This is a genomic window from Flavobacterium orientale (assembly GCF_014638005.1).
In the GTDB taxonomy this organism is placed as follows: Bacteria; Bacteroidota; Bacteroidia; order Flavobacteriales; family Flavobacteriaceae; genus Flavobacterium; species Flavobacterium orientale.
On the sequence record NZ_BMFG01000008.1, the window covers coordinates 85,958 to 109,603 of the forward strand.

The following is a 23,646-nucleotide window of genomic DNA, read 5'->3' on the forward strand; positions in this document are numbered from 1 at the left end:
TACTTAATACGCTCATCTTAATACTAATCAAATGAAAAAAATAAAAATAGCAGGCGTTCCCGAACATTTCAATTTACCTTGGCATTTGTGCATTGAAAACGGAGAATTTGAAGAAGCGGGAATCGATTTACAATGGACAGATGTTCCCGAAGGAACCGGAAAAATGTGTCAAATGTTAAGAGATGGAGAAACGGATATTGCCGTGATTTTAACCGAAGGAATTGTAAAAGACATCAATGCCGGAAATCCGTCCAAAATTGTGCAGGTTTATGTAGAAAGTCCTTTAATTTGGGGAATTCACGTTGATGCTAAATCCAACTATCAAAGTCTATCGGATTTAGAAAACACGAAAGTTGCCATTAGCAGAATGGGGTCAGGTTCGCATTTAATGGCAATTGTAAATGCTCAAAATCAAGGGTGGAAAACTGATGATTTGCAGTTTGAAATTGTCAACACGATTGATGGAGCAGTGGATGCTTTATCTGGTGGGAAAGCTGATTATTTTATGTGGGAAAAGTTTATGACAAAGCCATTAGTTGATAATGGAACTTTCCGTAGAATTGCCGACTGCCCTACTCCATGGCCGTGTTTTGTGATTGCGGTTCGCAATGAAATTTTGGAAAAACACCCACATACCATCGAATTGATTTTAGAAATAATTAATACCACAACAGAAGAGTTTAAAGACATTCCGAGTATCAACCGAACGTTGTCCGAAAGGTTCAATCAAAAAACAGAAGATATTGATGCTTGGCTGTCTCAAACACATTGGTCACAGACAACTATTAGCCATGAAACGTTAAACAAAATTCAAAATCAGCTATTTGACCTTAGCCTTATCGATAAAAAAAGTACTTTTGTTGAAATCGTGCACGGCTTTTAGCTTTTTGCCGTTTTTAACACAATGAAACTATTCGAAACAATTAATTTTAAGGAAATAAAAGCAAAACTTAAGGTCAAAAAACCTTGGGATGATGTGATTATTTTTGTTTTGAATGTATTGATTGCCATTCCAATTTTTATTATTGCCCATCAAAATATAATTGACTTCAATTGGTGGTTGGATTTAGATCGGATTCTTTTAGCGGTTATTATTTTGGTCGTTATTCAATTGTTACTACGACTGATACGAACCATACTGATTTTAGGAATTGCTGTATATTTGATAGTTTTAATTTATGGAACTTTTTTTAGCAACTACAGCTTTGAATCTGTTTTTCAAGATTATGGCTACATGATTTATTCCATGGCAGAAGATCCGAATCCACAGGATATCATGATTTCAAAATTGTTGCCGTTTCCCAACAAATCACAAATTCTAAAAGCAATTGAATATGACAATCCTAAAGTAAGAAACTTTGCTTTACAAGCCACAACCCTTCATTTTAAAGATGTTAAAGGCCAAAATGAACATAGGAGAATGATTCAATGTTTTGCCGTTTTCAAAGAAATACGAAACCGTTGGAATTATGTAAACGACCCAAAAGGACAAGAATACATCGCTCATGCCACAGAAAGTTTAATCCATTTTTCCGGCGATTGTGATGATCACGCCATCTTAATGGCCGCTTGCATCAGAGCCGTTGGCGGCACTCCACGTCTCATTCACACTGGTGGTCATATTTATCCGGAAATGCTTGTGGGTAAAAAAAGTGATTTGGAAGCTGCCGTTTATTTAATCAAAGAAGTGCTTTTTGTGACAGAAAGTAAAAACAAAGAAATTCACTACCATATTGACGAAAGAGGACAGATTTGGTTGAATCTGGATTATACCGCTCGTTATCCCGGCGGACCGTTTATGTCGGAAGAAATTTTAGGAGCGTTGACGTTGAATTAAAACCATTTTTTCCTTTTGAAGTAATAAATCATTCCTAAAACCAAAACAAACATTACACCTAAGGTAACAAAGTAACCATTTTTATACGCCAGTTCCGGTATATTTTCAAAGTTCATTCCGTAAACTCCAACAATAAATGTAAGTGGAATAAAAACAACAGAAACAATAGTCAAGGTTTTCATGATTTCATTCATGCGATGACTTTGTGCCGAAAAATAAAAACTGGAAGCACTTTCTAAAGAATTCATATCATAATCAATCTGTTCCAAAAGTTCTAAACTCTTTTGATGTAGTCGTGCAAAAAAAGTAAAATTTGATTTTTCAATTCCATTGAAATCATCATCATCTTGAATAGATTTAAGGTTATAAAGCGAATCTTTTAAAGGAACTAATGCTCGTTTAAGAAAATTCAGATCTTCACTACACTTTTCAATTCTAACCAAAACATCTTGATTTTCATTGACTTTAGCTTCAATTTGTAATTGTTCAATTAATTCTTCATATTTTTCAATGGTGATGTAAAAGTTTTCCATCACTGCATCAAGCATCAAATACAACAAAAAATCATTTTTCTTTTTACAAACAATCCCGGAATTGGTTTTAATTCGTTCACGAATGTGTGTAAAAAAATCTCCTCTTTTTTCTTGAAAAGAAACTAACAAATTACCTTTTAATATAAAACTAATTTGTTCAACATGTACACTTGGTTCATTGTTTTCCGGCAAAATTGATTTGATACTAAAAAATAAAACATCATCCAGTTCCTCCATTCGGGTTCGTTTAGAAACATTCAGAATATCAGCAGCAATATGATTTTCAATTTGAAGAATATCAACTACTTTTTTAATTAAATCAATATCATGCAAACCGTGAATGTTTAACCATTTAACATCATCAGAACTAAGCAATTCATTAATTTGAATTTGATTTAAATTTAAATCTGTTGTTTCTGTATAAGATTCTGAATTGTAAACATACAATTGCATTTCTACCGGATGATCTCTGTGATGTCCGGTATATTCAAAATAATTGGGTTGAACTTTTCTACCTTTTTTATATTTTAATCGCTTCACGGTTTTATTTTTTATAAATTTAAGTGATTTAATTTTTTCATTCTATTTTTACAGAAAATATTTTTACTCATGCAGACACTCATCATCAATATTAAAGAACTTATTCAAATTAGAGAAATCGGAATTCAGAAAATTTCAGGTAGCGAAATGGCGAATTTACCTCTATTGAAAAATGCTTTCTTATTAATTGAAAATGATTTAATTGTCGATTTTGGTTTGATGAGCGTTTGTCCTACTCTCTCTAATCCTAATATAATAGACGCTACTGATAAAGTAGTTTTACCAACGTGGTGCGACAGTCACACGCATTTGGTTTATGCAGGAAACAGAGTTCAGGAATTTGTAGATCGAATCAATGGTTTGAGTTATGAAGAAATTGCAAACAGAGGTGGCGGAATTTTAAATTCGGCTCAAAAACTCAATGAAACCAGTGAAGATGAAATTTATGAACAATCAAAAGTTAGATTAGAAGAAGTCATGAAACTGGGAACCGGAGCTATCGAAATTAAATCAGGCTATGGTTTAACAGTGGATGGCGAACTAAAAATGCTTCGCGTAATCAAACGTTTGGCTGAAAATTATCCCATCAAAATAAAAGCAACTTTTTTAGGAGCTCATGCGTTTCCTAAAGAATATAAAGACAATCATTCCGGTTATATTGATTTAATTATCAATGAAATGTTGCCGAAAATTGCTGATGAAAATTTAGCCGATTACATTGATGCATTTTTAGAAACCGGTTATTTTTCTGTTGAAGAAACCGAACGAATCATGGAAGCCGGAAAAAAATTCGGTTTAATTGCAAAAATTCACGTTAATCAATTCACAGCAATTGATGGAATAAAAGCTTGTGTGAAACACGAGGCATTATCGGTAGATCATTTAGAAATTGTGACTGATGAAGATATTGAAGCATTAAAAAATTCTATCACCATGCCGGTGGCTTTACCGTCTTGCAGTTTTTTTATCAGCATTCCGTATACTCCGGCTCGTAAAATGATAGCCGCAGGATTACCACTTGCTTTAGCAACCGATTATAACCCGGGGACTACACCATCAGGAAACATGAATTTTGTTGTAGCCACAGCTTGTATCAAAATGAAAATGACTCCGGAAGAAGCGATTAATGCCGCAACAATAAATGGAGCATATGCTATGGGAATTTCAAATACTCACGGAAGTATTACCGTCGGAAAAAAAGCGAATGTAATCATCACAAAACCAATTCACTCTTTTTATCAATTGCCTTATGAGTTTGGGTCAAATTTGATTGAAAGCGTTATCATTGAAGGAAATAGTATTAATTATTAAACAAAAAAAGGAGCAACTTTCGTTGCTCCTTTTTCTTAGTATTTCAAAATCTTATTTCAAAGTGAAACTGGTTTTTCCAACTAATTCTCCTTTGTCAAAAATGTTTACGAAGTACGTTCCTTTTTCAAAGCTTTCACCAGGTAAATTTTCAGTCACACTAACCGTATCATTTTTATAGGAAACGGTAGAAATAAAACTGTATGTTAGTGATTTCTCACCAAACTCAACCGTTTTCTTTTCACCTAAAACATTGCTTTTGCTATCAATCACTTGAACATAATATTGTTTATCTCCTGATTTAGCCACTTTATTTTCGGCAATTGTAAAGCTAATTTTTAGAATATCAGCTCTACCTGCTCTTTCAGTTTCTACCTCTTTACCTGAACTTCTAACTTTGTAAGCTCCTGTTTTTAAGTTTAATATTGAAAGTTTAGAAGCAACTTCAACTGTTTTCGATAATTCTTCGTTTTGACCAACTAACACTTGGTTGTATTCTTTGGCTTCTACTAAAATAGTTGTTGTACTGTCAATTTGAGTGGTTAAATCTTGATTCATTTTTTTCAATGCATCATTTTCTCTAACCAATTCATTCATTTTTGATTCGAGTGAACGATATTGATCTCTGAATTTTCTTAAAGAAGCAACATCACCTTTCGAGGCTTTTAATTCATCCATTAATTTAACTACCTTGTCACGTTCTGCGATTAATTCTTCAGACATTGAAGTGTTTTCAGCAATTGCAGCATCATAAGTAGCTTTTAATTGAGCAAAATCGTTTAGTGCTGCTTCTTTTTCAGTCACTAAATTGACATTTTCAGTTTCAGACTTCTTGTTATCTGAACTTAGCTTAAACATATAAGCTAAACTAGCAAGCAATAATAAAGATAATACAAGTATTATTGCTTTTAATTTTGAATTGTTGTTTTGGTTTTCCATTTTGTTGAATTTGAACAAAGTTATAGTAAATTTTAACATTAGTAATCATATTAACGGAAATTTGAGTAAAAATTGTATTTTTGGATTCAAATAAATTTATGGAAAACTTAGTCCCCTTTACGTTGCTTGATTTAGGAAAAATCACAAATCACAGAAGTGGTGAAATTAAGTTTGGCGAAAAAATGATAACCATCCCAAAAGATGTGGATGTTGTCAATTTTATCACTGAATCTAAAGCAAGATTTGTTTTGTTTGGTATTCCTGAAGATATTGGTGTTAGAGCCAATAGCGGAAGACCCGGAACTTCCAATGCTTGGAAAAACGCAATCAGTAGTATTGCAAACATTCAACACAATCGATTTTGTAAAGGAAGTCAAATTATCATTTTAGGTTCGCTTGATGTTACTGAAGATTTGAAAGTTGCAGAAAATTTGAACTTTAACAATACAGACGACCGCAAAAAGCTTTCTACCTTAGTTGAAAAAATTGACAAAGAAGTTTCACATATTATTTTCACTATCATTAAAGCCGATAAAATTCCCATAATTATTGGTGGTGGACACAACAACGCTTATGGCAACATAAAAGGTACTGCTTTAGCCAAAGGAAAACCCGTAAATGTAGTCAACTTTGATGCTCATTCTGATTTTAGAATTTTAGAAGGAAGACACAGTGGTAATGGATTTTCTTATGCTTTTGATGAAGGCTTTCTAAAGAAATATTTCATTTTTGGTTTACATGAAAGTTATACATCCAAAAATGTTTTGCTAAAATTAAAAGATTTAGAAGATCGCGTTCGTTTTAATACCTATGATGAAATTGCGATTAGAAGTGAAAAAAATTTCGAGCAAGAACTCAATCAAGCCTTGAATTTTATAAAGAATGATTCATTCGGAATAGAACTTGATCTAGATTCTTTGCCCGGTGTTGCCAGTAGTGCTATGACGTTGAGTGGCTTTTCAATTGAGAAAGCCCGTCATTATGTACATCATTTTGGCAAACATTCCAATGCGGCCTATTTACACATTTGCGAAGGAGCACCGGAGTTGTTTGATGATAAAAACCCGCAACTTTTAGGGAAATTAATTGGTTATTTAGTAACTGATTTTATCAAAGCAAAAACAGCTGCAACCGAACTTTAATTAACTATCTTTGCAGACAATTTACAAAATATGTCATTTTCAGATTTAAATTTACTTCAAAATGTACAGCATGCTATTGCTGACGAAGGATATACCAACCCTACTCCAATTCAACAACAAGCTATTCCTATAATTTTAGAAGGAACAGACTTAGTTGGTTGTGCTCAAACCGGAACCGGAAAAACTGCCGCTTTTGCTATTCCTATTTTAAATAATTTACATAGAATTGTTGGTTCTTTAAGCAAAAGAAAACTCGTTAGAGCTTTAATTGTAACTCCAACGCGAGAGTTAGCTATTCAAATTGGAGAAAGTATCGATACCTATGGAAAATACACCAACATTAGACAATTAACTATTTTTGGCGGTGTTAGTCAAGTGCCTCAAGTTGACCAATTAAAGAAAGGAATTGACATTTTAATTGCTACTCCAGGTCGTTTATTGGATTTGCACAAACAAGGATTTATTGATTTAGATCATTTGCATTTTTTAGTTTTAGATGAAGCCGATCAAATGTTAGACATGGGATTCATTAATGATGTTAAAAAAATCATCAAATTAACGCCAACCAACCGACAAACACTTTTGTTTTCTGCTACTATGCCAATGGCAATCAGAGAATTGGCAGATACTTTTTTGACCAAAGCAAAATACGTTTCTGTAGACCCCGTTTCTTCAACGGCAGAAAAAGTAGTACACAAAGTGTATTTTGTTGAAAAAGAAGATAAACGAAAACTTTTATATCATATTATAAGAAATGAAAGCTTAAACAACCTTTTGGTTTTTACAAGAACCAAACACGGTGCTGATAATGTTGTGAAATTTTTGAAAAAACACGGCGTTAGTGCTGAGGCTATTCATGGTGATAAATCACAAAATGCCCGTCAACGGGTTTTGGATCAATTTAAAGCTAAAGAAATTTCAGTTTTAGTTGCTACAGATATTGCGGCAAGAGGAATTGATATTGAACTACTCCCTTTTGTATTGAACTTTGATTTGCCGAATATTCCTGAAACTTATGTCCACCGAATTGGAAGAACAGCAAGAGCCGGTAACGAAGGTATTGCCTATTCTTTTTGTGGAAAAGATGAAGAACCGTATTGGAAAGACATTCAAAAACTAACTCGAATTAATGCAAAAATAATTACAGATCATCCGTTTCCTTGGAGTACTGAAGTAAAAGAAGTAACCGAGACAGCTAAACCGGACAGAAGAAACACAAAAAAAACAGATAATTCAAGAAAATCAGCCGCTTCTAAAAAAAACAAAAAACGTTGGTATTAAGCGATATTTCTTTTAACTAAAGTTTCAATAATATACATCAATTTTGAGGGTTCGAATGGTTTGATTAGCACATCATTCATACCGGCAGAAATTGCTTCTTCTGAAACTTCTTCTTTTGCAAAAGCTGTTAATGCAATTATAGGAATTGTAATTCCTTTTTTTCTAATCAATCTTGTTGTTTCAAATCCATTGATGAGTGGCATATTGATATCCATCAACACAACATCAAAATGTTCTTTTGATAAAGCTTCCATTGCGGCATAACCATCATCAACAATCACGGTTTTAAAGTTGTTTTTCTCCATGATTTTACGGGTTACCATTTGATTAATTTTGTTATCTTCAACAACTAAAACTTTATAAACCAAATCAATAGATAAATCTACTTTAATATCATTGATTATTTCATTAACTTTTGACATATCTGCATTAAAACCAATAGTAAATGTAAATTTTGTTCCTTTACCTTCTTGGCTTTCAACAAAAATTTCACTGTTAAAAAGTGTGACTAATTTTTTTACGATAGAAAGTCCTAATCCTGCTCCTTGATAGTCATCTTCTTTTCTGTCAATTTGAACGAATTTATCAAAAATTTTAGATATATCTTTTTCAGCTATTCCAATTCCGGTATCTTCAACTTCAAATTTTATAAAACAAATTGAATCAACTCTTCTTTCTAAATAAGCTTTTATATGAACTTCCCCATTTTGAGTAAACTTTAAGCCATTAGAAACTAAGTTCATAAAAATTTGAGACAATCGTAATTTATCGCCAACCAAATAGTCAGGAATTGCTTCATCGATTTGAGTTATTATTTTATTGCTGTTTCTTGTTGCAATAAACGACAGCGAATTGGAAACCATATTGATTTCATCTTGAATGTTCATTGTTAAATTTTCCAGAACAACTTTATTTTCCTCAATTTTATTGATTTGAAGTAAATCATTTACTAATGACAGAAGATAGCGAGCAGAGAATTTCAGTGAATTAAGATGTGGACTATCAGCCAACTCTTTGTGTTCGTCTGACAACATATTGGTTATACCAACCACTCCATAAAGCGGAGTTCTCAATTCATGACTGATAGTTGAAATAAATTGCGTTTTTAATTTAGAAGCTTCTTCTGCTTTTTCTTTTGCAATTTTTAATTCTTCATTTTTAACTTCTAAATAATCATTTACTTTTTTTCTGAAAATATTATTACGATAAAAAACATAAAGTAAAAACAGCAACAACATCAAAAACACTAGAATCAACGTTATGATAATCTTTGTTTTTTTTAGATTATCTTCCTGAAGAAGTTTTTCTTGATTTACAACCGTTAATTGTCGCTTTGACTCGTCTAAAGCAATATCCATTCCTATAATTTTGGCATTCTTGATTTTTTCTAAATCAAAAATTTCATTTTTTAAAACTTGATGTTTGTCTAAAAAAATATAGGCTTTTTCATAGTTGCCAATTGCAAATAAAAACTTGGAATAGTCATGATAGGCATCAGATAAATAGATTTTTGAATTGTTTTTTTCTCCAATCCTTATAGCTTCATTAAAATTAAAATCTGCCTTATCGAATTGCTTTAAATGATGGAATTTTTTTCCTAATAAAATGTATAAATAACCTTGAACATCTACAATTCGGATACGATCTCGATTTTGTTCAACATAATCTAAATGAATACTACCTTGATCGTAATCATTCATATCAAAATAAAGTGATGCTAAGTTTAGTTTTGATAATACAATTGAAAAGACATTGTTAATTCCTTCTGAAATCTCAATGGATTTGTTGTAATATTCTATCGCTTTTTCATAGTCCTTTTTTCTGAAAAAATAAATATTACCAATGTTGTTAAACACTGCCGCTTTGAGTGTGTCATTTTTTGCTTTTTGAAAATGATGAACTGACTTATTATAATATTCCAGGGCTTTGTCAATTTCTACAATTTCCTCATAATTACCGGCAATTGTGTTGTAGGATCGACCAATTAAATCATCGTCTTTCATTTCTAAGGCAAAGTCGAGTGCTTTGCTCGAAAAAGATAAAGAGTTTTTATAATCTGACTTGTATAAACAACTATCAGATGAGTGCAACAACTGACGCACTTCTTTTTTAGTTACACTTCTTTCTTGTGAAAAAAGAGCATAAGAAGTTAGTACTAAAATAAAAAGTAATGATTTTTTTGGGGACATTCTAAATTTATTTTACCAAATGTAATCTATTTTATTAAAAAAAAATCCTGATTTCTCAGGATTTGATAAAAATTAACTTCTAACTAATTTTTTATATTTAATTCGTTTTGGTGTCACATCGGCTCCAAGACGTTTCTTTTTGTTTTCTTCGTATTCTGTAAAACTTCCTTCAAAGAAATAGACTTGCGAATCGCCTTCAAACGCTAAAATGTGTGTACAAATTCTGTCCAAAAACCACCTGTCATGTGAAATAATCACGGCACAACCGGCAAAGTTTTCTAAACCTTCCTCCAATGCTCGTAAGGTATTAATGTCTAAATCATTAGTTGGCTCATCCAGAAGCAACACGTTTCCTTCTTCTTTTAACGTAATGGCTAGATGCAAACGGTTTCTTTCGCCTCCCGACAATGTTGAAACTTTTTTGTTTTGGTCGCTTCCACCAAAATTAAAACGACTCAAATAAGCTCTCGAATTTACTTGACGTCCGCCCATCATAATTAATTCTTGACCATCACAAAAGTTTTCCCAAATTGATTTGTCAACATCAATATTACTGTGTGATTGATCTACATAAGCAATTTTCACGGTATCTCCAGTTGAAAATTCTCCTTTATCAGGATTTTCTTCACCCATAATCATTTTGAAAATTGTTGTTTTTCCGGCACCATTTGGTCCAATAATTCCAACAATTCCGGCTTGTGGCAATCTGAAATTCAAATCTTCATAAAGCAATTTATCGCCATAAGCTTTTGCTACACCTTGGGCTTCAATCACATTGGTTCCCAAACGTGGTCCGTTTGGAATATACAATTCTAATTTTTCGTCCAACTCTTTTTGGTCTTCATTTAAAAGCTTATCATAATTTTGTAAACGAGCCTTTTGTTTGGTTTGACGTCCTTTTGCTCCTTGTCGTACCCAATCTAATTCGCGTTCTAACGTTTTTCTCCGTTTAGAAGCTACTTTTTCTTCCAATTCCATTCGTTTGGTTTTTTGATCTAACCAAGACGAATAGTTTCCTTTCCAAGGAATACCTTCTCCTCTATCCAATTCTAGAATCCAACCGGCAACATTATCTAAAAAGTATCTGTCGTGAGTTACTGCAATTACAGTTCCCGGATATTGTTGTAAATGTTGTTCTAACCACAAAACAGATTCGGCATCTAAATGGTTAGTTGGCTCATCCAATAATAAAACATCGGGTTGTTGCAGTAAAAGACGACACAAAGCAACACGTCTGCGTTCACCTCCTGAAAGCACTTTTATTGGTGTGTCAGGCTCCGGAGTTCGCAAGGCATCCATTGCTACTTCCAATTTATTATCGATTTCCCAAGCACCGGCTGCATCAATTTTATCTTGAAGCTCTGCTTGACGGTCCATTAATTTTTGCATTTTATCCGCATCTCCATAAATTTCAGGTAAACCAAACATGTCATTTAGTTTATTGAATTCATCAAGCAAGGCAATTGTTTCTGCGGCACCTTCTCTAACAATTTCGATTACTGTTTTGGTTTCATCTAAAATTGGTTCTTGTTCAAGATAACCTACTTTATAACCCGGAGCAAAAACAACATCACCTTGGTAGTTTTTATCAACTCCGGCTATGATTTTTAATAGTGAAGATTTACCCGAACCATTTAAACCAAGGATCCCAATTTTAGCTCCATAAAAAAAGCTAAGATAAATATCTTTTAAAACCTGTTTATTTGTGCTCGAGTAGGTTTTACTCACTCGAGACATTGAAAAAATTACTTTCTTATCGTCTGACATATAATTGATTATTTTATTTTAATTAAACTCTTCCTTTTAAAGCATTAAACACCCATGCTATGGCTAAAAAACCAATTCCAGTTGCAGCAAATCCCCAACCGGCGACGTCATTATATCGAAACGCTCCCATGCCAATTAATAACAAACCCATTAAAATCATAATGAATGTTGCCCAAGCTAAAATTGTATTTTTATTGATTCCCATTTTATAAATTTTAAGAGTGTAAATATCGTGTTTTTATAGGGTATTGGAAAACAAAATCAAAAATTCTAACAATTTTAATTAAAAATTTTAATAAGCATTTCTTTAAGTAAATCGGCTTCATGCATTTGATTGGCTCCCACTCCTTTACTCTTCGAATCAATATCTCGAAGCGAGGAAACAATGTTGCTCACTTTTTTCATAGGATAATTTTTTGCGGCCGTAATATATTCTTGTACAAAAAATGGACTCACAGCCAATACTTTTGCTACATTGGTTGCAGATTTATCGTTCAATCCATGGTATTGTAATAATTTAACAAAAAAAGCAAAAACCTGTCCGGTAGTCAAAACCATAGGGTATTCTTTTTTGTTTTGAGCAAAATGATCTGCAATTTTATAAGCCTGAAAAATAGCTTTGCTACCAATAGCCTTTCTTAGTTCAAATACATTAAAGTCTTTACTAAATCCAATATTTTCTTCTATATGATTCGCAGTAATTGTAGTTCCGACCGGAAGAATAATTTGAAGTTTTTCTAGTTCATTATTGATTTTATTTAAATCTGTACCCAAAAATTCAACCAACATTTCTGAAGCTTTTGGTTCAATGGCGTACCCTTTTCCTTTTAAAATTCTAACTATCCATGATCCTACTTGGTTGTCATATAGTTTTTTGCTTTCAAACAATAAACCATTTTTTTGTAACGATTTTGCAAGTGATTTTCTTTTGTCTAAGGTTTTGTATTTATATGCAAAAACCAAAATGGTTGTAGGTTGCGGATTTTCAACATAAGACAAAAGGTCATCAATAGTTCTGCTTAAATCTTGAGCTTCTTTTACCATTATCACTTGATAATCAGCCATCATCGGATAGCGTTTTGCATTTGAAATAATATCTTGAACAGAAACATCTCTACCGTATAAAACCATTTGGTTAAATCCTCTTTCTTCCTCTGATAAAATAGAACTTTCAATGAATTCAGAAATTTTATCAATATAATAAGGTTCTTCGCCCATTAAAAAATAAACAGGTTTAAATTTCTTTTGTTTTATATCATTGATGATACCTATAACTTCATCCATAGTAAATTTGTGTAAGCTGTGATTATAGTTTTCTCATTTTGGTATAAACTATTTATATTTACACCATGCAAAAACTCAATTTCCCGGTGTTTAACTTCCGATTCAAAAATAGTGAAAATAAAGTCGCTATCTTTGATGAAATTCGTAAAAAATTTGTGCTTCTCACACCCGAAGAATGGGTCAGACAACATGTTGTGCATTATTTAATTAGTGTAAAAAAACATCCAAAAACATTAATTAATGTAGAAAAAAAAGTACTTCAGAACGGAATTAGCAAACGATATGATGTAGTGGCTTTTCGTCCGGATGGCAGTATTTATTTGGTTATTGAATGCAAAGCACCTGAAGTTAAATTAAGTCAAAAAGCATTTGATCAATTGGCTCAATATAATTTTATTTTAAACGCTACTTATTTAATGGTTACAAATGGTTTGAATCATTATTTTTGTGAAATAAATGTGGAACAATCCAATTATAATTTTTTAACCGATATTCCGGAATTTAACTTAAATCAATTTGAATAATTCATCAAAAAATAAAGTAGCCGTTGTCATTTTAAATTGGAATGGTGTTTCACTTCTTGAAAAATTTTTACCATCTATTGTAAACTATTCTGATAATGCTACAATTTATGTGGTAGATAATAATTCATCCGATACTTCAGTTTCCTTTCTACAGAAAAATTTTCCAACAGTTACTCTTATTCAAAATCAAGAAAATTATGGTTTTGCGGGTGGTTATACTATCGCATTACAACATGTTGAGGAAGAAATTTACGCCTTAGTAAATTCTGATATTGAAGTTACAGAAAATTGGTTACAACCTATTATTGAACTCTTTGATAATGAACCTGAAACAGCTATCATTCAACCGAAAATTTTAGATTATAAAAATAAAGATTATTTTGAATATGCCGGAGCCGGTGGTGGTTTTATAGATAAATTTGGTTATCCATTTTGTCGTGGTAGAATTTTCACAACAATCGAAAAAGACAACAAGCAATATGATGATACCACAACGGTTTTTTGGGCTTCAGGAGCTTGTTTATTTATCAGAAAATCTGTTTTTCAAGAACTAGGTGGATTTGATACCGATTTTTTTGCACATCAAGAAGAAATAGATTTGTGTTGGCGAGCTTTTAATGCCAATCATACGATTAAATATTGTGGAAAATCGACGGTTTTTCATCTAGGTGGTGCAACGCTAGAAGCCAGTAATCCAAAAAAAACATATTTGAATTTTAGAAATTCATTGTTGATGTTGGTTAAAAATTTACCTGCAAAACAAGTTTTTCAGATTATCATTTTTAGATTAATTTTGGATGGTGTTGCCGGAGTTCGTTTTTTATTTTTAGGTAAGTTTCAGCATTTTATAGCTATTTTAAAAGCTCACTTTTCATTTTATATTATGTTTCCCAAAATTTCAAAAAAGAGAGTTAAATTTATTCCAAAAAAATACTATTCCGTTTCAAGTATAGTTTTAGACTATTATTGGGCAAAAAAACGCTATTTTAAAGATTTATTTTAATGTTTTTTATGTTTTAATTGGTACAATCTTTGCTAATAATCCTTAAATTTGTAAAACAAAATACTTCACCAATGAAAAGACTGATTTTATTCGTTTCAATTGCAGCCATGACACTAGGATCATGTGGCACAAAAAAGAAAATTGCTGAATTAGAAGCAAAAAATAAAGAGTGTCAAGATTTATTAAACTCTACTACAGTTAAATTGAATTTATGTTTGTCTGAAAAAGACATAATTTCAAATCAACTAGCCGATTTAAAGAAAACCAATTCTGATTTGATTAGTAATGTTGGAAACATCACTTTGTTATCTGCTAAAGGTGCTGAAAATCTTGAAAAATCTTTAGAAAGTTTGAAAGAAAAAGATTTGAAAATTTCTAGACTTCAAGATGCATTAACTCGTAAAGACAGTGTAACATTGGCACTTGTTACTAGTTTAAAAAGTGCAGTAGGAATCAGTGATCCGGATATTGAAATAAATGTTGAAAAAGGAGTTGTAATGATTTCTATTGCTGACAAATTATTATTTAAATCAGGAAGTTATGAAATAAGCGACCGAGCTAAAGAAATTTTAGGTAAAGTTGCAAAAGTTGTAAACGATAAACCCGACTTTGAATGTATGGTTGAAAGTCATACTGACAACGTTCCTTACAGAAATGGTGTTTTATTAGACAACTGGGATTTGAGTGCTAAACGTGCTACTGCTGTGGTTAGAGTGTTAACTAATGATCACAAAGTAAATCCAAAACAAATGATTGCAGCAGGAAGAGGTGAATTTCAACCTTTAGTTGCAAATAATACTGTTGAAAACAGAGCGGCAAACAGAAGAACAAGAATTATTGTTATGCCAAAAATTGATCAGTTTTATGACATGATCGAAAAAGAAATGAAAAAACAAACTGGTAAATAATCCGGTTAACTTATATAGAAAAACGCCTCATAATTGAGGCGTTTTTTTTATAATATATCAAGACTTCCTTTTCCTTCTCTAATTATTTCGGGTTCTTCTTCCGACAAATCAATAACTGTCGAAGGTTGGTTGTCACCGTAACCACCATCAATAACTAAGTCTACTAAAAATTGCCATTTTTCAAAAATTAATTCTGGATCTGTTGAATATTCTAATACTTCATCGTCATCATGAATAGAGGTTGAAACAATTGGATTGCCTAATTGACGAACAATTTCCAATGTTATAGCATTATCAGGGACACGAATTCCTACTGTTTTCTTTTTCTTAAATTCTTTGGGTAAATTATTATTTCCGGGTAAAATAAAAGTGTAAGGTCCGGGCAAAGCTCGTTTTAAAATTTTAAATGTGGCTGTATCAATCTGTCTAACATAATCGGAAAGATTACTCAAATCATGACAAATAAACGAAAAATTAGCTTTTTCAAGTTTAATACCTTTAATTTTAGCAATACGTTCTAAAGCTTTTGTGTTGGTAATATCACAGCCCAATCCATAAACGGTATCGGTGGGATAGATGATAAGTCCACCGTCTTTTAAAACTTTAATAACTTTTGCTATTTCTTTAGGATTCGGATTCTCGGGATATAATTTTATAAAACTGGCCATAATAATAAATTCTCCCGTAAAAATACATCAGAAAAAACTTTTAAACCAAAAAAAACCGAAGTAGTTAAAACTTCGGTTACTTTATTAATTATTTAAAATATGATAAGCTATCAAACCATCAATAGGTCTACGTAAAACATTACCAAGTTGAATGCCATGTTGGGTCAAAACTTCTTGTAGTTCGTCTTTAAGATAAAAGGCAATGGAACCCACAAAATGAACAGGAACCGTTTGATAATTATCAAATTGTTTGATATAATTTTCTACAAAATCTTCCAATTCCATATTGATGTATTTTTTACAAAAATCAGCATCTTTATGCTTGATTAAAAACTTAGCAAAAGTTGCCAAATAAGCATTTGGATTGGGTTCTTTGTATAAATTATTTTTTATGTAATCCGGATCTAGATTGTATTCTTCTTCAAACTCTTTTTTCAAATCATCTGGCATTTTATTAAAACTATAACCTCTCAACAAATGGCGACCGAATCGATTGCCACTACAATCATCCATACAAATATATCCTAACGATTGTACTTTTTGATGAAGCACTTTCCCATCAAAGTAACTACAATTTGAGCCCGTTCCAAGAATGCAAACAATGGCTTCCTGATTTTTTGGAGTTGTGGCATAAACCGCAGCATAAGTATCTTCGTGAACTACTACATTTGCATTACTAAAATAACCTTGAAAAACTTCGGTTAAAAAATTTTTCATTCTATCTGTTCCGCAACCTGCTCCATAAAAAAATAAATGAGTAGCCTTATTCTTATTATGAGAAATATCAAACTTATCATTCAATCGTTCAATAATTTCATCCTTTGATAATACTTCAGGATTCAAACCTAAAGATTGTGTGGTGAACAAAACTTTACCATTGTCATCAATGGCAATCCAATCTGCTTTTGTTGAACCACTATCTACTAATAATTTCATAATTTGGTTTGTTTGAATAAAAAAAGTCCTGTCAGGTTAGTGCTAACAGGACTTTTTGTAACTATTAAAGTTTAGCAATATGTAATGATAAGTCAACTAATTTACTTGAATAACCATATTCATTATCATACCAAGAAACTAATTTAAAGAAAGTGCTGTTTAAACCAATTCCTGCTTTTGCATCAATAATTGAAGTTCTTGGATCGGAGATGAAGTCTTGAGACACCACATCATCTTCTGTGAATCCTAAAACACCTTTCATTGTAGTTTCAGAAGCAGTTTTTAAAACTTTCATAATTTCTTCATACGAAGTTTCCTTTGCCACTTTAACAGTTAAATCTACAACAGAAACGTCAGCAGTTGGAACACGCATTGACATTCCTGTTAATTTTCCGTTTAATTCAGGTATAACTTTACCAACAGCTTTAGCAGCACCGGTTGAAGCCGGAATGATATTTAATAAAGCGGCTCTTCCACCTCTATAATCTTTTTTAGAAGGACCGTCAACTGTTAATTGAGTTGCTGTTGTAGCGTGAATAGTTGTCATTAAACCTTCAACAATTCCAAAATTATCATGAATCACTTTTGCTAATGGAGCCAAACAATTGGTTGTACAAGATGCATTTGAAACAATAGTATCAGCTGCAGTAATTTTTTCGTGATTTACACCCATAACAAACATTGGTGCATCGGCTGAAGGTGCAGAAATAACAACTTTTTTAGCTCCACCTTTGATATGAGAATTTGCTGTTTCAAGTGTTGTAAAAATTCCTGTACATTCTGCAACGATATCCACACCAACTTCGTCCCATTTTAAAACAGAAGGATCTCTTTCTGCAGATACACGAATTTTCTTTCCGTTAACAAACAATTCGCCATTTGTCACTTCAACTGTTCCATTAAATCTTCCGTGTACTGAATCGTATTTTAACAAGTAAGCTAAGTGTTCTACATCTAATAAATCATTGATAGCTACTACTTCAATATTATCTCTGTTGATTGTTTCTCTAAAAACAATTCTTCCAATTCTACCAAATCCGTTAATTCCTAATTTTACTTTTGACATGATTTTTATATTAATTTTTATACTTATTTTTTTTAAATTGACATGATGTCTGAAACTCTTAAGAGTTCTTTATCCACTTCACAATGCCCTTTAATAGCTTGTTCTAAAGGAGTTAATGCCACTTTATCATTTATCAAACCAACCATAAAGTTTGTTTTATTTTCTAATAAAGATTCAACCGCTTTTACTCCTAACCTACTTGCAAGAACTCTATCAAAACAAGAAGGAGAACCACCACGTTGCATATGACCTAAAACGGAAACCCTAACATCATATTCCGGCATATGTTCCTCTACATATTCTTTTAATTCGAATACATTTTTACCGGTTTTATCACCTTCTGCAACCACAACAATACTTGAAGATTTTCCTGTAAGCTTACTTTTTTCAAGAGATTCAACCAATCGTTCCAAACCTAAATCTTCTTCAGGAATTAGAATTTCCTCTGCTCCTGCTCCAATTCCGGCGTTCAAAGCGATATGTCCCGCATCACGACCCATAACCTCCACAAAAAACAAGCGATTATGTGAACTTGCTGTATCTCTGATTTTATCTATAACTTCTACAACCGTATTCAAAGCGGTATCATAACCTAAAGTATGACTAGTTCCAAAAATATCGTTATCTATAGTTCCCGGAATTCCTATCACAGGAAAGTCAAATTCTTTATTGAAAACTAAAGCTCCTGTAAAACTACCGTCACCACCAATAACGACAAACGCATCTATTTCGGCCTTTACTAAATTGTCGTGGGCTTTTTTTCTTCCCTCAGGAGACATAAACTCTTTTGAACGTGCTGATTTTAAGATTGTTCCGCCTTTATTCACAATGTTATTCACTGAACGAGGACCCATTTCTTTGAAATCACCTTCTATCATTCCTTGATAGCCACGATAAATTCCAATACATTCAATATTATGAAAAGCACAAGTTCTTACTACAGAACGAATGGCTGCATTCATTCCGGGAGAATCTCCTCCGGAAGTTAGTACACCTATTTTTTTTATTGTTTTCGACATTTTTTATTGTTTAAAATGTAAATTTAGCAAACAAATATGACTTTTTTACTGACATTTCTACTATTTCGACAATTATCGAAATTTTCAAACGTTTTCGTTGATAAGTTTTTTACTAACAAAAAAGCTCCATTAAAATGGAGCTTTTGATAAAATATCTAATTAATCATCAATCAATTTCTGGTGGTTTTTCCTCTTCTTTTTTAGGTTTCTCATAGGTTTTTTTCTTTTCGTTTATGAAATTTAAAAACTCAGGTTTAAAATCAGAATCAGAATCTTGACCCGATGAGTCAACATCTCTTGTCAATTTTGCTCTTTTGAAAATTCCGTTGATTAATTCTTTAAATGTATCAAAATCAACTTGGTAAGTTGCACCAATTCCTTGTGTGTATCCTATTCCTTCTCCAATATAGGTTATATCATTTTCACGATTAAAAACCCTTAGATTGAACTTTCCGTCTTTGGTAACCCGATAAAGAATTTCAACATCGCCAACCACGGCTGCATCATTAATTCCTCCAATTGGCACACCTAATTTTCCGTTGACAGAAATTCGTTCGTTAATTTCGAAAGACGTAGTTAATCCAACACTACCGTCGGTTTCACGTCCGGGAGTTCTGTCAGCTGAATCAACAACAACACCCACATTCATTTTACCTTCTTCATCTTTAATAATGTCATTAAAAACTCCGGTAAAAGTTTCAAATAAATTATTGGACAATGCATTTTGAGACAAACCTCCATCTGTACTCAAAAAATTGCCCGAGGCCAATAAATATAGAGCCTGTGTTTGACGTGTATCTTTGTCGTCTAATTTGGTTTGAATTTCTGATTTAAGTACAGAACTCACCGTTGGAAAGTTAATCATAAAATCAGGTTCGGGATTGTTTAGAAAACCGGTAATTCCAATAACAACTTCCACTTGAACTTTTTGATTAACCGTTGGATTATCTAGCAATAATGCGGGATTTGCTCTGATATTATCATAAACAGCTTCAATATTTAATCGAGCTCGCATTGGATCACCATCCCAAACTATAGAGCCGTATTTTTTAACTTTAAATTGTTTACTAACTAAACCTCGGTATTTAAAATTATAAATTCCTTCGTTGATACTAAAATCCCCATACATGTTAAATTTACCCAAAGTATTAATTTGCATAGAAAGTGTTCCAAAACCTTTTCCTTTCATTAAATGCCCGGTTTCTTTATCTAAAATCACTTCTATTTCGGCATCTTCAGTTATATCTAAATCGAAATTTAATTCTAATCCATTATAATTTTTAGCCAATCCGGTAGTTCCTGATTCCAAATTATATTTTTCTTCTTTAGTAATAAATCGGATGTACGAATTATCACCTATTGATTGTGTGTTTGAAACCGGTATTTTAATAAATGTTCCCTTTTTAGATTTAGCTTGAACATCAATCAATAATGATTTTGTTGGACCTGTAATTGTTGCTGTTCCTTCTATAAAAGCATTACCATAATAGGGTGTATCATCAGTATCTTGTGTATCTAAAACATTCAAATAGTCTGAAGAAATTTCTAAATCCAATCTCCAATCTGAAAGATTAAAATGACGAATATTACCGCTTAAAATACCTTTTGTTTTATACTTCGAATCGGTCATAGAGATATTGCGAAGTAAAAATTGGCGTTGCGTTAAATCGACAATTGAATTTTTATCAAAAGCATAATCAACTCCCAAATAAGGTACAGAAAGTCCGGCATCTTCCAAATACAAACGTCCTTCAATTTCCGGATTTTGAAGCTGACCTTGAAAGGATGCATTTCCAGAAACCAAACCTCTGATGTTAGTTATCACTTCTCCTCCATAAGAACTGAAAGCTCCCACATTGAATTTATTGAGTTTTAAATCTAAGTCAAGAATAGGTTCTCTGTTTTCAAAATAAACGGTTCCTTCTGCCAAGAAACTTTCTAAATTTTCATTTTTTACACTTGAATTAATTCTGAAATTTTCAAATTTATCATCACCAATAATATCCAAATTTAAAGTTCCAAAATCTATGTTGTTCACGTTAAAATTTTCAACTTTCAACGAAGAATATGGTCGGAATTCTTCATTTAATTGTTTAAAGTTAATTTGACCGTCTAAACTTCCTTCAATTACTAAATTATCTGAAACGGGAATTATTTTTCCAATATTTACTTTTTCAAAATTTAAATTTAAATCTTTAAAAGTCGTTCCTTTTATTTCGCCATCAAAATTGATAAATTGTTCCTCATGCGTCATTTTGATGTTTTGAAAAATAAAATCAGAAAACCTATTATTAAAAATAATTTTATTTTCTGAATTCTCTTCTTCATTCAAATACCACATGTAATCTTTAAAATGAAGTTCTGATTTTTGAATACCAACCACATTGTTTTTATTAACATCAATAGTATGATAAATGTTCAAGTTATAAAAATCATTGGCCTTGTCGCCTCCTTTAAATTCACTTCGAATGAATAAGGTGTCTTTTGAAGTCACGTTAAGCAAATTGAAATCAGAGAACTTATAATGTTTGGTTTTTATAGAATCAATTTCTATAAACGTGTTGTAAAGTGGGTTTTTGTTGTCTATTTCGAATTTAATTTTTTCAAATTGATTTTCGTTGGCCAAAATTAAGGGTGACGAGAAATTCATCTTAAATTCATTGGTGTCAGAATTGATATTTCCACGAATGTAGGTATTCTTACTTACCGAAATATCAGGATAAAAAATTTCAATAATTTTATTAAAAATGGCAAAATTGAATTTTAAATATTGACCTTTTTTGACCTTCTCAGGAGCATAATTAGTATAAACACTTCCCAGAGCATTTCCAACCATCATCGGAATTTGATTAAAATCAAACTTGCCCACAACTTTCCCTTCAACAATATCCGGTGAATTTATTTCAATGGTTCGTTCTCTATTCTCGTCAAAAGTTGAGCTCAATTTAAAATCATCAAACACAAAAATATCTCTGTTGTTTTGATAAGATGCATTAAGGAAAGCAACATCTCCGTAAATATTATCTAAACTATTCCCGGCAAGATTAGAAGTTATATGTCCTTTAAAAATTGAAATTGAATCTGTTTTAATAAAATTTAATTTATGTAAATCTGCATAATCAATTCGGGTAGTAAATTTATAGACATTTTCTTTTTGAGATACATCTAACAACCCATCAAAATCCATAAAGAGATTGGGGTCATTAATATTTATTTTACCTGAGAAAAGTGGTTTTCTAAATAAACCATCAATGGCAACACCAGTGTAATTGTAATTGTTATAATTCAATTGAGAAATAAATCCTTTAAATCGGGTATTGATTAAATCTTCGGTAAAACCAGCTCCATCAACTTGCATGTTCATGGAAATGTTGCCAACATCACTTCTATTTAAAATTTCACCTATTGCAAAACGATCCAGAACAATAGTTCCTGAATAGGAAGCATTATCAATAAACTCAATATTAGTCATGTCCAAATTAAGTTTACCAGAACCTAAATCAGAAGTCATTACAAAATTTGTATTGATGCGGTCAAAAGCAACTATCGCATCACCACGTAAAGAAAACTGCCCAAGTTTATTGATTGAACTTGGCAATTTTTTCCCTAATATATTAGGTAATAAAGCAGTTAAATCTTTATAGTTGGAGGTTAAATGTGAAAAAGTGGACTCCATGTAAAAAGTCTCTTCTTTATTACCAAAAAGATTTTTGAAATTAACATCTCCAATAATTTTGGTTCTTTCACCTTCTTTAAGATTTAAATTTGAAATACTTAAGTCATTTAAAGTTCCATTGATATCAGAGTTAAAAATAAAACTTTTATCGGAAGATAATTCTTTATAAAAATATCGAATATCATTGGTATTAATCGAAGCAGAATTTACTTTGAAATCAAAAACCACGCGATTAAAGAAATCGGCAAAATCGTTAGTATCTTTATTGTAATTCAAACTTACATTTCCAAACAATGAAGAATTAGCTGTTTGCAAAGCAAAATCATCAAGTTTTATTTGTCTGCGTGTATAACTAAAATCTGATTTTAAATTTTTGATAACTAAACCTCTGAAATCAACACCATTTAAATTATCAATTTTTGAAGTTACATCAGTTCCTTTGATTTTAAAATCTGTTAAATTTGAATTTAATTGGGTAAAATGAAGTATTTTAGGACTGGATTTGTTTTCATTTTTAAAAAGAAACGTACTGTTAATAATCGCAATCGTATTGGCTAACATTAGAAATTTTCCTGACGAAGGTCTTCCGTCATCAAATGCATCAATAAAAACATCTAAATTTGTTTGGTTCTCGTTTTTGTAATTGATTATCGAAAATTTTAATCCATTTAATTTTAGATCATCAAAAATCAAATCTCCTTTCAAAATGGGGTCTAAGTCTTTAATTTTGGTACTCAAACGATCAACAAAAATTAAAGTATCTTTGTGATGGTCTTTAATCACAACTTTTTTAAATTTTACGCTACCAAAAATTGAAATGGCAACTTCATCAATTGAAATATCAGTACCATATTGTTTATTTATCTTGTTTGTGAAATAATTAGCAATAGAAGTTTGAACCGGAGGTAATGATAGTAATACGCCAAATAGGAGCAATAATAGAATTATCCCCAAAAGAGAACGTAATACTATTTTTTTTAATTTTTTGATACCCCTAATTGTTTTAAATTTGTCAAATATAATTCA

19 protein-coding genes are annotated in these 23,646 nt (G+C 31.7%); 8 read left to right on the top strand and 11 right to left on the bottom strand.

All coding sequences use genetic code 11. The annotated features are described in order from the left end of the window. Positions 1–31: 31 nt before the first annotated feature. Positions 32–883, top strand: a complete 852-nt coding sequence (locus tag IEV15_RS10965; RefSeq protein WP_188362573.1) for a substrate-binding domain-containing protein — start codon at positions 32–34, stop codon at positions 881–883. 21 nt (positions 884–904) lie between these two features. After that, positions 905–1,837 (top strand): transglutaminase-like domain-containing protein, encoded by a 933-nt coding sequence (locus IEV15_RS10970; protein WP_188362574.1) that lies wholly within the window; start codon positions 905–907, stop codon positions 1,835–1,837. On the opposite strand, the gene corA is transcribed toward IEV15_RS10970, so the two are convergent. Further along, positions 1,834–2,910 (bottom strand): magnesium/cobalt transporter CorA, encoded by a 1,077-nt coding sequence (corA, locus tag IEV15_RS10975; protein WP_188362575.1) that lies wholly within the window; start codon positions 2,908–2,910, stop codon positions 1,834–1,836. The two genes, IEV15_RS10970 and corA, sit on opposite strands and share 4 nt — an antisense overlap. A gap of 69 nt (positions 2,911–2,979) precedes the next feature. On the opposite strand from corA, the gene hutI reads away from it, so the two are divergent. Next, positions 2,980–4,221 (top strand): imidazolonepropionase, encoded by a 1,242-nt coding sequence (gene hutI, locus IEV15_RS10980; protein WP_188362576.1) that lies wholly within the window; start codon positions 2,980–2,982, stop codon positions 4,219–4,221. A 51-nt stretch (positions 4,222–4,272) separates the two neighbouring features. On the opposite strand, the gene IEV15_RS10985 is transcribed toward hutI, so the two are convergent. Further along, positions 4,273–5,157, bottom strand: a complete 885-nt coding sequence (locus IEV15_RS10985; protein ID WP_188362577.1) for a DUF8428 domain-containing protein — start codon at positions 5,155–5,157, stop codon at positions 4,273–4,275. Positions 5,158–5,255: 98 nt separating this feature from the next. Here IEV15_RS10985 and IEV15_RS10990 point away from each other — a divergent pair, with 98 nt between their 5' ends. Together IEV15_RS10990 and IEV15_RS10995 are read left to right on the top strand one after the other, a co-directional pair. Next, complete coding sequence (locus IEV15_RS10990; RefSeq protein ID WP_188362578.1) at positions 5,256–6,299, top strand: formimidoylglutamase; 1,044 nt, start codon at positions 5,256–5,258, stop codon at positions 6,297–6,299. A gap of 30 nt (positions 6,300–6,329) precedes the next feature. Next, entirely contained in the window at positions 6,330–7,580 is a 1,251-nt protein-coding gene (locus IEV15_RS10995; protein WP_188362579.1) for a DEAD/DEAH box helicase, read from the top strand. Here the strand turns inward: IEV15_RS10995 and IEV15_RS11000 are convergent. The 4 genes from IEV15_RS11000 to holA all read right to left on the bottom strand — a co-directional run bounded on the left by IEV15_RS11000 (position 7,577) and on the right by holA (position 12,820). Then, a complete protein-coding gene (locus IEV15_RS11000) occupies positions 7,577–9,769 on the bottom strand; it encodes a tetratricopeptide repeat-containing hybrid sensor histidine kinase/response regulator (RefSeq protein ID WP_188362580.1) in 2,193 nt (730 codons plus the stop codon). The two genes, IEV15_RS10995 and IEV15_RS11000, sit on opposite strands and share 4 nt — an antisense overlap. Positions 9,770–9,841: 72 nt before the next feature. Next, on the bottom strand, positions 9,842–11,536 hold the full coding sequence (gene ettA / locus IEV15_RS11005) for an energy-dependent translational throttle protein EttA (RefSeq protein ID WP_188362581.1): 1,695 nt from the start codon (positions 11,534–11,536) through the stop codon (positions 9,842–9,844). A 22-nt stretch (positions 11,537–11,558) separates the two neighbouring features. Next, positions 11,559–11,741: a CAL67264 family membrane protein gene (locus IEV15_RS11010; RefSeq protein WP_188362582.1), complete on the bottom strand. Its 183-nt coding sequence runs from the start codon at positions 11,739–11,741 to the stop codon at positions 11,559–11,561. A 74-nt stretch (positions 11,742–11,815) separates the two neighbouring features. Next, positions 11,816–12,820 (bottom strand): DNA polymerase III subunit delta, encoded by a 1,005-nt coding sequence (gene holA / locus IEV15_RS11015; RefSeq protein ID WP_188362583.1) that lies wholly within the window; start codon positions 12,818–12,820, stop codon positions 11,816–11,818. Positions 12,821–12,885: 65 nt separating this feature from the next. Between holA and IEV15_RS11020 the strand changes: the two genes are divergently transcribed. The 3 genes from IEV15_RS11020 (at position 12,886) to IEV15_RS11030 (ending at position 15,255) form a co-directional block, all read left to right on the top strand. Beyond that, on the top strand, positions 12,886–13,344 hold the full coding sequence (locus IEV15_RS11020; protein ID WP_188362584.1) for a type I restriction enzyme HsdR N-terminal domain-containing protein: 459 nt from the start codon (positions 12,886–12,888) through the stop codon (positions 13,342–13,344). Beyond that, positions 13,337–14,347, top strand: coding sequence for a glycosyltransferase family 2 protein (locus IEV15_RS11025; RefSeq protein WP_188362585.1), 1,011 nt, complete (start codon positions 13,337–13,339; stop codon positions 14,345–14,347). Before IEV15_RS11020 ends, IEV15_RS11025 begins: the two co-directional genes overlap by 8 nt. Positions 14,348–14,418: 71 nt before the next feature. After that, positions 14,419–15,255, top strand: a complete 837-nt coding sequence (locus tag IEV15_RS11030) for an OmpA/MotB family protein (RefSeq protein ID WP_188362586.1) — start codon at positions 14,419–14,421, stop codon at positions 15,253–15,255. 47 nt (positions 15,256–15,302) lie between these two features. Here IEV15_RS11030 and IEV15_RS11035 read toward each other — a convergent pair whose 3' ends face one another. The 5 genes from IEV15_RS11035 to IEV15_RS11055 all read right to left on the bottom strand — a co-directional run bounded on the left by IEV15_RS11035 (position 15,303) and on the right by IEV15_RS11055 (position 23,574). Further along, on the bottom strand, positions 15,303–15,923 hold the full coding sequence (locus IEV15_RS11035) for an L-threonylcarbamoyladenylate synthase (protein ID WP_188362587.1): 621 nt from the start codon (positions 15,921–15,923) through the stop codon (positions 15,303–15,305). 84 nt (positions 15,924–16,007) lie between these two features. After that, complete coding sequence (locus IEV15_RS11040; RefSeq protein WP_188362588.1) at positions 16,008–16,859, bottom strand: N-acetylglucosamine kinase; 852 nt, start codon at positions 16,857–16,859, stop codon at positions 16,008–16,010. 64 nt (positions 16,860–16,923) lie between these two features. Beyond that, positions 16,924–17,925 (bottom strand): type I glyceraldehyde-3-phosphate dehydrogenase, encoded by a 1,002-nt coding sequence (gene gap / locus IEV15_RS11045; protein ID WP_188362589.1) that lies wholly within the window; start codon positions 17,923–17,925, stop codon positions 16,924–16,926. A gap of 32 nt (positions 17,926–17,957) precedes the next feature. Beyond that, entirely contained in the window at positions 17,958–18,944 is a 987-nt protein-coding gene (gene pfkA / locus IEV15_RS11050) for a 6-phosphofructokinase (RefSeq protein WP_188362590.1), read from the bottom strand. A 166-nt stretch (positions 18,945–19,110) separates the two neighbouring features. Beyond that, positions 19,111–23,574 (bottom strand): translocation/assembly module TamB domain-containing protein, encoded by a 4,464-nt coding sequence (locus tag IEV15_RS11055; RefSeq protein WP_229734144.1) that lies wholly within the window; start codon positions 23,572–23,574, stop codon positions 19,111–19,113. Positions 23,575–23,646 lie beyond the last annotated feature (72 nt).